The organism is Bradyrhizobium sp., assembly GCF_049581145.1.
GTDB lineage: Bacteria > Pseudomonadota > Alphaproteobacteria > Rhizobiales > Xanthobacteraceae > Bradyrhizobium.
On the sequence record NZ_JBAURI010001267.1, the window covers coordinates 1 to 1785 of the forward strand.

Here is a 1785-nt window from a genome sequence, read left to right on the forward strand (position 1 = left end):
ACCAAATTTGATGCCAACGCGGCAATCGCGATGGCGTGACCGAAATTGGCCGTTGATGATCTGACTCGTTTTGACGATCTTCTAATCGGTCTTTGATTGTCAAACGGCACGCAATTGGGGCTCTGACTCAAACTCGGTGCAGGCACGGTAGAGTTCGCCATCCTGATCGGAGGAGAACTTGGATGCGCCGCACATCGTTTCAGCGGATTTCACCGGCTGGGCTGGTAATTGATGGGATCGCCCTGGAGGCCGATCGAATGTTGATCACAGCGCATCCGAGCGCGGCTGACGCGGCCTGTCCTGATTGCGGTCTGGCTTCCACGCGCATCCATAGCCGATATGAGCGACGCTTACGGGACCTGCCGTCGCACGGCCATGCTGTGCACTTGCGCGTTCAGGTTCGCCGGTTCCGATGCGGCAACGCCGAGTGCCCGCGACAGATCTTCGGCGAACCATTGGCCGAAAATGTCGCGCCCAGAGGAGCTCGGCGCACATCCCGGCTTGAGGGCATCGTTCATCATCTTGGAGTTACCTTGGGCGGCCGCCCTGCTGCCCGTCTTGCCCGGCGACTGATGCTGCCGGTCAGCAGGGACACGCTGCTGCGCGTCGTGCGGCGACGTGCGATGCCCACGGAAACCGGTGTCCGCGTCCTCGGCATCGACGATTTCGCCTGGAAGCGCGGTCAACGCTACGGCACGCTGCTGTGTGACCTTGAACAGCGCCGAATCATCGACCTGCTGCCAGACCGAGAAACCGCAACGGTCGAGACCTGGCTGGCGGCTCACCCTGGCATTACCGTGGTTTCGCGCGATCGGGGTGCCGGATACGGCCATGCCGCGAGTAGGGCAGCGCCACAAGCCATGCAGGTCGCAGACCGCTGGCATCTCATGGAAAATGCCAGCGCCGCGTTCCTGAATGCCGTGCGGCAGTCGATGCGCTCCATTCGACGAACCCTGGCATCCACCACGATCAACCCGGCGCTGCTAACCTGTGCCGAACGCCTGCAATACGACGGCTTTCTGCGGCGCCAGGACGACAGCCGGGTCATCACGCGGCTTGCGGATGCAGGGAATTCCATCAAGGCGATCACCCGTCAGACAGGCCGGAGCCGCAAGTTGGTCCGTAGCGTGCTGCGCGGCGGCGACGGTGACGTGTTCCGATCACGAGAGCGCATGCTGGAGCCCTACTTCGCCAAGCTCGATTCTGATTGGAGCGCGGGCTGCCGGAATGGCGCCGAGCTATGGCGACGTCTGCGTGCCGAGGGTTTTTGCGGTAGTGTTCGGGTCGTGGCGGAATGGGCCACGCGGCGCCGGCGCAGCGAGAAGACCGACCTCGCACTGACACGCGTTCCACCGCCGGCACGGCAGCTCAGCCGGATGCTGACGATGCGCCGCGAACAGTTATCGAAGGCCGACGCCATCACCATTGCCGCCGTTGAGACCGGCGTACCTGCACTCGCCGCGGCACGAAACTTGGTAGAACGGTTTCATCAGATACTACGGACCCGCGATGCCGAGGCGCTGACATCTTGGCTCGTCGACACCGGTGGCAGCTTACTTGCCTCGTTCGCTAAAGGGATCACACGCGACCTTGCGGCGGTCAGGGCAGCCATAACCGAGCCATGGTCGAACGGACAGACCGAAGGTCAGATTACCAAACTCAAATTGGTAAAGCGGCAAATGTACGGCCGCGCAGGGCTGGATCTTCTCCGCGCACGCCTGGTCGTACCCACATGAAACGACCGCCGATCTGCACCGAGTTTGAGTCAGAGCCGAAGTGGGACCC

At 62.5% G+C, this 1785-nt stretch carries 1 protein-coding gene; it reads left to right on the plus strand.

The annotated features are described in order from the left end of the window. Positions 1-182 precede the first annotated feature (182 nt). Positions 183-1736 (plus strand): ISL3 family transposase, encoded by a 1554-nt coding sequence (locus tag WCB02_RS40220; protein ID WP_423968134.1) that lies wholly within the window; start codon positions 183-185, stop codon positions 1734-1736. The last annotated feature ends 49 nt before the right edge of the window (positions 1737-1785 follow it).